This is a genomic window from Limnohabitans sp. (assembly GCF_044373035.1).
Lineage (GTDB): Bacteria > Pseudomonadota > Gammaproteobacteria > Burkholderiales > Burkholderiaceae_C > Limnohabitans_A.
This window is the reverse complement of the sequence record NZ_JBILQU010000110.1, coordinates 1-8,720: the sequence shown is the minus strand read 5'-3', so window position 1 is coordinate 8,720 and position 8,720 is coordinate 1. Positions and strand designations below refer to the sequence as shown.

The 8,720-nt window shown below is 57.5% G+C and carries 10 protein-coding genes; 1 reads left to right on the top strand and 9 read right to left on the bottom strand.

Translation table 11 applies throughout. The annotated features are described in order from the left end of the window. The 9 genes from ACIQ47_RS13275 to ACIQ47_RS13235 all read right to left on the bottom strand — a co-directional run. Positions 1-133 (bottom strand): GTP-binding protein (locus ACIQ47_RS13275; protein ID WP_308329836.1); only part of this gene is annotated, 133 nt, incomplete at its 3' end. A 188-nt stretch (positions 134-321) separates the two neighbouring features. Then, the gene (gene fusA, locus ACIQ47_RS13270) at positions 322-2,424 is read right to left on the bottom strand and encodes an elongation factor G (RefSeq protein WP_396438572.1); all 2,103 of its coding nucleotides are present in this window, start codon (positions 2,422-2,424) and stop codon (positions 322-324) included. Between the two features lie 99 nt (positions 2,425-2,523). Continuing rightward, complete coding sequence (gene rpsG / locus ACIQ47_RS13265; RefSeq protein WP_019426275.1) at positions 2,524-2,994, bottom strand: 30S ribosomal protein S7; 471 nt, start codon at positions 2,992-2,994, stop codon at positions 2,524-2,526. Between the two features lie 164 nt (positions 2,995-3,158). Continuing rightward, positions 3,159-3,536 carry a 30S ribosomal protein S12 gene (rpsL, locus tag ACIQ47_RS13260; RefSeq protein ID WP_011466063.1) on the bottom strand — a complete coding sequence of 126 codons (378 nt, stop codon included), beginning with the start codon at positions 3,534-3,536 and terminating at the stop codon, positions 3,159-3,161. A gap of 152 nt (positions 3,537-3,688) precedes the next feature. After that, positions 3,689-4,846 carry a D-alanyl-D-alanine carboxypeptidase family protein gene (locus ACIQ47_RS13255; RefSeq protein WP_396438571.1) on the bottom strand — a complete coding sequence of 386 codons (1,158 nt, stop codon included), beginning with the start codon at positions 4,844-4,846 and terminating at the stop codon, positions 3,689-3,691. 104 nt (positions 4,847-4,950) lie between these two features. Continuing rightward, on the bottom strand, positions 4,951-5,577 hold the full coding sequence (locus ACIQ47_RS13250) for an alpha/beta hydrolase (RefSeq protein ID WP_396438570.1): 627 nt from the start codon (positions 5,575-5,577) through the stop codon (positions 4,951-4,953). Continuing rightward, on the bottom strand, positions 5,577-5,921 hold the full coding sequence (locus ACIQ47_RS13245) for a (2Fe-2S) ferredoxin domain-containing protein (protein WP_396438569.1): 345 nt from the start codon (positions 5,919-5,921) through the stop codon (positions 5,577-5,579). Before ACIQ47_RS13245 ends, ACIQ47_RS13250 begins: the two co-directional genes overlap by 1 nt. A gap of 43 nt (positions 5,922-5,964) precedes the next feature. Continuing rightward, on the bottom strand, positions 5,965-7,071 hold the full coding sequence (locus ACIQ47_RS13240; protein WP_396438568.1) for a VanZ family protein: 1,107 nt from the start codon (positions 7,069-7,071) through the stop codon (positions 5,965-5,967). A gap of 19 nt (positions 7,072-7,090) precedes the next feature. Then, positions 7,091-7,519, bottom strand: coding sequence for a CopD family protein (locus tag ACIQ47_RS13235; RefSeq protein ID WP_396438567.1), 429 nt, complete (start codon positions 7,517-7,519; stop codon positions 7,091-7,093). Between the two features lie 323 nt (positions 7,520-7,842). Here ACIQ47_RS13235 and hemB point away from each other — a divergent pair. Then, the coding region (gene hemB / locus ACIQ47_RS13230) for a porphobilinogen synthase (protein ID WP_396438566.1) at positions 7,843-8,720 on the top strand (878 nt) is incomplete at its 3' end.

The window sequence follows — 8,720 nt, the reverse complement described above, 5'->3', positions numbered from 1 at the left end:
TGGCAGCACCGCCGAACTTGGCAGCCAACACGGTGGTGATGGCGGCTGTCAGCGTGGTTTTGCCATGGTCAACGTGACCAATGGTGCCCACGTTGACGTGGGGCTTGGTCCGTTCAAATTTCTCTTTAGCCATTTTTCAAATCCTTAAAAAGAGCAATGCCCGTGTGTTGGTTTAATGTTTGCATCAGGTTGCTGGATCACTCCGCACGGGCACAGAGTGGCACTTGATCGCAGACAGTTTCTGAACTTTCAGATCTGACTGTTTTTAGTCAGAGGTGCCCGAGCAAATTCGCAGGCGAATTTGGTCCGGCACTCATGCATTTATTTAGCCCTTGAAGCGACGATGGCTTCGGCCACGTTACGTGGGGCTTCAGCGTAGTGCTTGAATTCCATCGTGTAGGTGGCGCGACCTTGCGACATGGAGCGCAGCGTGGTCGAATAACCAAACATTTCGGACAAGGGCACTTCGGCCTTGATGGCTTTGCCACCACCGACCATGTCGTCCATGCCTTGAACCATACCGCGGCGTGAGGACAGATCGCCCATCACGTTACCGGCGTAGTCTTCAGGGGTCTCCACTTCCACAGCCATCATCGGCTCCAAAATCACGGGTTGGGCTTTGCGGCAACCTTCTTTAAAACCAAAGATGGCGGCCATCTTGAAGGCCATTTCGTTCGAGTCCACATCGTGGTACGAACCGAAGTGCAGCGTGACTTTGACGTCAACGACTGGGTAGCCCGCCAACACGCCTTGACCCAGAGCTTCGATCACGCCTTTTTCCACCGCAGGGATGTATTCACGAGGAACCACACCGCCTTTGATGGCGTCCACGAATTCGAAACCCTTGCCAGGTTCCTGTGGCTCGACCTTCAACACCACGTGACCGTATTGACCCTTACCACCAGACTGACGCACGAATTTGCCTTCGGCTTCTTCGACGGTTTTGCGGATGGTTTCGCGGTAAGCCACTTGAGGCTTGCCCACGTTGGCTTCCACACCGAATTCACGCTTCATGCGGTCCACGATGATTTCCAGGTGCAATTCGCCCTGGCCACCAATGATGGTCTGGCCGGATTCTTCGTCGGTTTGCACACGAAAAGAAGGATCTTCTGCGGCCAAACGGGCCAGGGCCATACCCATTTTTTCTTGGTCGGCCTTGGTCTTGGGTTCCACAGCCTGGCGAATCACGGAGTCCGGGAACACCATGCGCTCCAAGGTGATCACGGCGTTGGGATCGCACAAAGTCTCGCCCGTGGTCACGTCTTTCAAGCCCACGCAAGCGGCGATGTCGCCGGCACGGATTTCGTCGACTTCTTCACGGTTGTTGGCATGCATCTGCACGATACGGCCAATGCGTTCTTTTTTGCCACGCACTGCGTTGTAAACGGTGTCGCCCTTTTTCAGAACGCCCGAATAAACACGGACAAAGGTCAACTGACCCACAAACGGATCGGTCATCAATTTGAAAGCCAAAGCCGCAAATTTTTCGTTGTCATCCGCTTTGCGGGTGATTTCCTTTTCGTCTTCGTCAAAGCCTTTGATGGCTTTCACGTCCAAAGGCGAAGGCATCAACTCAAGCACCGCATCCAGCATGCGCTGAACGCCTTTGTTCTTGAAAGCCGTGCCGCACAACATGGGCTGGATTTCGCTGTTGATGGTGCGAACGCGCAGTCCGTGTGTGATTTCTTCTTCGGTCAAGTCACCTTCTTCGAGGTACTTGTTCATCAACTCTTCAGAGGCTTCAGCTGCCGCTTCGACCATCTTCTCGCGCCACTCTTTGGCCAACTCGACCAAGTCGGCTGGAATTTCTTCAAAATTGAACTTCATACCCTGGGAAGCTTCGTCCCAGATGATGGCCTTCATCTTGCGCAGGTCCACCACGCCGGTGAAGTTTTCTTCAGCGCCGATCGGAATCACGATCGGCACAGGGTTGGCCTTCAGGCGCAACTTCATTTGCTCGACGACTTTGAAGAAGTTGGCACCGGTACGGTCCATCTTGTTCACAAAGGCCAGACGTGGCACTTTGTACTTGTTGGCCTGACGCCAAACGGTTTCCGACTGGGGCTGCACACCGCCCACAGCACAGTACACCATGCAAGCGCCGTCCAGAACACGCATGGAACGCTCAACTTCAATAGTGAAGTCCACGTGACCGGGGGTGTCGATGATGTTGATGCGGTGGTCTTCGAAAGAGCCGTCCATGCCCTTCCAGAAACAGGTGGTGGCGGCCGAGGTGATCGTGATGCCACGCTCTTGCTCTTGCTCCATCCAGTCCATGGTGGCAGCGCCGTCGTGCACTTCACCAATTTTGTGGTTCACGCCAGTGTAAAAAAGAATACGCTCTGTCGTCGTGGTCTTGCCAGCGTCAATGTGCGCTGAAATACCGATGTTGCGATAGCGCTCGATGGGGGTGATGCGAGCCATAAATTTCTCCGATGATGATGTACTAAAGCCCGCCACCCCTTTTGGGGCCAGCGGGCTGGCTTCTGAAAGTGTCAGACTTCTTTATGAAGCCCCTGTGAATCAGAAGCGGAAGTGTGAGAACGCCTTGTTGGCTTCGGCCATGCGGTGAACTTCGTCACGCTTTTTCATGGCACCACCACGGCCTTCGTTGGCCTCGAGCAACTCGTTGGCCAGGCGCAGAGCCATGGACTTTTCACCGCGCTTGCGAGCGGCTTCTTTGATCCAGCGCATCGACAGGGCCAAGCGACGAACTGGGCGCACTTCAACAGGCACCTGGTAGTTCGCACCACCCACGCGGCGGGATTTCACTTCCACCATGGGCTTGACGTTGTTGATGGCAATGGAGAACAGCTCGACAGGGTCTTTGCCTGTTTTCTTTTCCATGTTTTCGAGGGCACCGTAAATGATGCGCTCGGCCACAGCTTTTTTTCCACCTTCCATGATCACGTTCATGAACTTGGACAACTCGACATTGCCGAACTTGGGATCCGGCAGGATTTCACGTTTAGGGACTTCGCGACGACGTGGCATATTTCACCTCATATTGCTTCAGTTGGTATCTTTTCAGACACCGCGAGGGTTATTCAAAACCGCTCACTTACTCGACCCACCTGGACAATTCCGGGTTTCGGGTCACTTCGCTGCATCACCGCGCCACGCGGGAAACAGCACCGTAAATTTCAACCCGAAAGGGTTTACTTGGCTTTTGGCTTCTTCGCACCGTACTTGGAGCGAGACTGCTTGCGGTCTTTCACGCCTTGCAAGTCCAAAGAACCGCGGACGATGTGGTAACGCACACCTGGCAAGTCTTTGACACGACCACCGCGCACCAGAACCACGGAGTGCTCCTGCAGGTTGTGGCCTTCACCGCCGATGTACGAAATGACTTCGAAACCGTTGGTCAAGCGAACTTTGGCGACTTTACGCAGCGCAGAGTTAGGCTTTTTTGGCGTCGTGGTGTACACGCGGGTGCACACGCCACGGCGTTGTGGAGAGTTTTGCATCGCAGGGCTTTTGGACTTGATCGTTTCGACCTCGCGCCCCTGACGCACCAATTGATTGATGGTTGGCATTGTTTGTAACGTCCCTAAACGTTGAATTTTGACAAAAGAAACTTCCCCGCCCCCAAAAGCGGAAAAGCCCGCCAGTATAACCGCATGGTGAAAGGGTGGCAAGTTATCCACCATTTAATGGAACTTTGGCGGGCGCTGGCGGCTCCAGCAGGTCACTTGATCCAAAGCCTCACAGCGTCCCAGGCACGCCCCAGAACGCCGGCTTGTTCGACCGGCTCCAGCACCTGCAAAGGCACCTCAAACAAGGCTTTTTCACCCTGCAATAACTTCAGGCTACCCACAGCCTGTCCTTTGGCAAAAGGCGCGACCAAGGGGTCCGGTCGTACCACCTGGGTTTTGAGCTGCGAAGCGCTGCCTGCAGGGATGGCCACCACCAAGGGTCGCACCGAGCCGAGCTTGAGCACTGGCTGTTTACCTTTCCACACCGGTGGTGTGACCACCGCCTGGTTGGCGTCGAAGAGCTTGACCGCATCAAAGGCCGAATAACCCCAGTTGAGCAGCTTCTGGCTCTCATTGGCACGGGCATTTTCACTTTCGGCCCCCAGCACCACGCTCAGCAAGCGTCGCGTGCCCACATTAGGTAACTCGCGCTTGGCCGTTGCCACCAAGCCATAGCCAGCCGCTTGGGTGTGGCCAGTTTTCAGGCCATCCACACTGGCATCGCGAAACAGCAACAAATTGCGGTTGGTGTCATTGGCCGCCGGAGTGCCTTCGTAACGGTACTTTTTGATGGCGTAATAAGGCACATAGTCTGGAAAATCACGCATCAAACGCGAGGTCAGCAAAGCCAAGTCACGGGCGGTGGTGGTGTGGCCAGGGGCGGTGAGGCCTTCAGGGTTTTTGTAAAGCGTTTTGTGCATGCCCAAAAAGACCGCCTGGTCATTCATCAATTGCACAAAGCGCTCGACGCTGCCCGCCACCCCTTCGGCCAAGGCCACCGTCGCGTCGTTGCCCGACTGGACAATCATGCCCTTGAGCAAGTCCTCTACGGGCACCTTCATCTTGGGATCGATGAACATGCGCGACCCAGGCATCTTCCAGGCCCGCTCGGACACCGGCAAAGCCTGTTTGATGTCGATCTTGCGATTTTTCAAGGCCTCAAAGACCAAATAGGCCGTCATCAGCTTGGTCAGCGAAGCGGGCTCCACCGCCATATCGGGATCTTTGGCCGCCAAAACTTGATTGGCGGTCACGTCCATCAGCAAATAGGCTTTGACCGCCATTTCGGGCGCTTCAGGCATTTGGGCCTGGATGCACAAAGAAGCAGCGGCCAGCCAAGCACCGATCCAATATTTCGAAAATGCGTTCATGCGCTCGTTTGTCATTCGGAAAGTTTGCAAACCAGGAGGTCCCGAGCCGAGCGGCACAAACGGCCTATCGATCAAAAAAGGGGTTTGAACAAAAGTACCAGCCATCAGGACCTCAAATGGCGCACCACCAAGGATTTGAGAAGGGGCAATTGTCCGTGGAAGAAGTGTTCACATCCGGGAATCACCGTGATGGGCAGGGATTGCGGTCGGGCCCAGTCCATCACGCTGACCAATGGCACTGTATCGTCTAGCTCGCCATGCAACACCAAGCAGCGCTCGTGCAAATCGGGGGCCACCGGGGCCACCTCAAAACGCGACGCTGCCGTGCCCACCAGCACCAGTTGTTGCGGCGACCGTTGATCGCCCAAGGCTTGCACCACATGGCTGGTCACAAAAGCACCAAAGGAAAACCCAGCCAACGCCAGCGGCCCCTCGGGTGCCACCTGTGCGATGACCCGGAACATGTCTGCAGCCTCCCCTTGGCCTTCGTCGTAGGTGCCCTCGCTCGCGCCCACGCCCCTGAAATTGAAGCGCACGGCTCGCCAGCCGCTTTGCACAAAAGCACGCGCCAAGGTCTGCACCACTTTGTTTTGCATGGTGCCGCCAAATAAGGGGTGGGGGTGGGCAATCACGGCCGTGCCCTTTACCGCGCCTTCAACAGGCTCGTCCAGCAAGGCTTCGATGTGGCCTGCCTGGCCTTGCAGACTGAGCGTACGGGTCTTGGCGCTCATCAACGCTCCAGGTGCTCAGGGGTCACCAAACGCTGGACCACCTGGCCATTTTTCAAATGCGACTCGACAATCTCGTCGATGTCACTTGTGTCCAAATAGCTGTACCAAACGCCTTCAGGGTACACCACGGCCACCGGCCCGCCCGCGCAGCGATCCAGGCAACCGGCCTTGTTGACCCGAACTTCGCCAGGACCGGCCAGGCCGAGTGCTTTCACACGGGACTTGCAGTGGTCAAAAGCGGCTTGGGCGTTTTGTTGTGCACAACAGGCCTCGTTGTTTTTGCGCTCGTTCAGGCAAAAAAAGATGTGGCGCTTGAAATAGGGGCTGGGGGTTTCGGTGCTCATCCAGTAATTTTAGGCCCCCCTACGGACAAGGGGTTCACCCGGCTCAGGAAAGGCCGGGCGAGGACAGTCGGCGCACCAGATACACCAGCAAGGCATAGGGCCACAGCCAACCCACCCACTGAATCAGGCCATGAAAACGGATGAAGCGCCCCAGCTCCCAAGTCTGCAAGGTCAAGGAAAAATACACATCGGCCGATGCGCTGTTGAGCAAGCTCAACTGCAGCACCAAAGCCGCCAAAGCAAGCACCCAGCATAAGCGGGGCGGACACAACGACAGCGCCACCGCCCCCACCAATGCCCACACCAAGCCCATGAACACCTCAGGGCTGATCCATCCCCAAGCGTGCACGGGGCCATATGTCAAAGCGGCCGACAAGGCGCTGGCCAACAAGCCCACCGTCAGGCACGCCCCGGCCACCACCCAGCGCTGCGGCCTGCGGCGCACCACGCCATACGCCAGCAAACAAGGCAGCAGCAAACCGACGGCCACACACAAGGTCTCGGTCAAGGGCAACAATGGCTGGAGTTCTGCCACGCGCACAGGCCACCAATCCAGCCAGGGTGTGTCCTGCAACCATTCGATCCAGGTGGTCTCAACCCGCTCAAACACATGCCCCAGACCAAACGGGACTGGGGCCGGAAACAGCAAGGCCAAGGGCCACAGGGCCAGCAAGGCCAGCGCACCACTGGCTTCGGCTTCAAACCAACGGTCCCTGAAACGACCCCAGCGCTCGAGCAGCCCCACCCAAGCCAGACCCCGGGCCACCAAGGCACCTGCCCAAGCGCCCCCCACGTTGAGCACCCAATCGAGGTTGGAAGGCACCCGCACTGGCAAGAACATCTGCAGCGACTCCATCACCAGCGACAAGGCGGCGGCCACCAAGGCCGCCATGGTGACGGCAGGCCATTGCCGGCGGCTGCGGTGCACTGCGAGCGCCAGCAAAAAGCCCAGGGGGGCATAGCCCAGCACATTGGAAAAAACGTCAAACCCAGTCCAGTATCGTGGCCAAGGCGCGCTCAGAAACGACCAAGACACCAGGCCCTGAAAGCGCCAGTTGTCAAAGGGGTACAGGCTGGCGTAGACGATCAGGACCGCATACAGCCAGAACAAAGGCCAAGCGGTTGTTTTGCGCCAGGTGGGCTTGCGCATAAGCCTTGCTGGTCAGCCTTTAAAAAGGCTTGACCACCACCAAAATGACCGCCAGCAGCATCATCAGCACCGGCGCTTCGTTGAACCATCGAAACCAGACATGGCTGCGCTGCGTCTGGCCGTTTTCAAACTGACGCAAGAGCACACCGCAACTGTGGTGGTAACCCAGCAAAGCCAGCACGATCAGCAGCTTGGCATGCATCCAGCCCTGGCCAGGCCCCAGGCCGATGCCGTAGTAGAGCCAAAGCCACAAGCCCAGCGCCAAGGCTGGAACGGCCAGGATGGTCATAAAGCGGTAGAGCTTTCGTGCCATCAAAAGCAGGCGATCGCGCTCGGCGGTCGAGTCGGCTGGCACCATGGCCAGGTTGACGTAAATGCGTGGCAAATAAAACAAGCCGGCAAACCAGCTGGCAATGAAAACGATGTGAAGGGCTTTGATCCAGAGCATGCTTCAAGTGTAGCCAGTGATGCCCGGACCAAGGGCTTGTTCGCCGGACAAAAAAAACCCCCGACCAGAGGCCGAGGGCTGGAAGCCTTTTTGCTGTCACACATCAAGGCGCCCGCTCAGGGAGGAAAAGCGGGAGGCAGCAAGCTGCCCAGAGTGGAATTTATCAAATAACAAAACCAATAACAAGCACGTTTTTGTTTTTTATGATGTTTTTATTATTTGGGTGTCAGCATGCCTTTTTGAACACCGGCTCTGCCACCTGGGCGACTGAGCGCAACCGGCAACTTTTGGCATCCGCAGGGACTTCAGGCACAATTTTCAACATGAACCCCGTCGCCCCCTTCCCCGCCAACCGCCCACGCCGCTTGCGCCGTGACGAATTCACCCGCAACCTGGTGCGTGAGCACCGGGTCACAGCGCACGACCTGATCTACCCGGTCTTTGTGCTGGACGGACAAAACCAGCGCCAGGCCGTGGGCTCCATGCCCGGCGTGGAGCGCCTGAGTCTGGACCTGTTGTTGCCCGTGGCCGAAGACTGCGTCAAGCTGGGCATCCCGGTCATGGCGCTGTTCCCGGTGATCGACGCCAGCCTGAAGGACCCCACAGGCAGCGAAGCCATGAACCCCAATGGCCTGGTGCCCCGCGTGGTGCGTGAGCTGAAAAAACGCTTTCCCGAACTGGGCGTGATGACCGATGTGGCGCTCGACCCCTTCACCAGCCACGGCCAAGATGGCCTGCTGGACGAAACCGGCTACATCCTGAACGACGAAACCACCGCCGTGCTGGTGCAGCAAGCCCTGACCCAAGCCGAAGCCGGCGTGGACATGGTCGCGCCCAGCGACATGATGGACGGGCGCATCGGCGCGATCCGCCAAGCGCTCGAAGCACGCGGCCTGATCCACACGCGCATCATGGCCTACAGCGCCAAGTACGCCAGCGCCTTTTATGGTCCCTTCCGTGACGCGGTCGGCTCTGCCGGCAACCTGGGCAAGAGCAACAAAAAGGTCTACCAGATGGACCCCGGCAACAGCGACGAAGCCCTGCGCGAAGTCGCCATGGACCTGGCCGAAGGCGCAGACATGGTCATGGTCAAGCCCGGCATGCCGTATTTGGACATCGTGCGCCGCGTCAAAGACGAATTCAAGGTGCCGACCTTCGCTTATCAGGTGTCGGGCGAATACGCCATGCTCAAAGCGGCCGC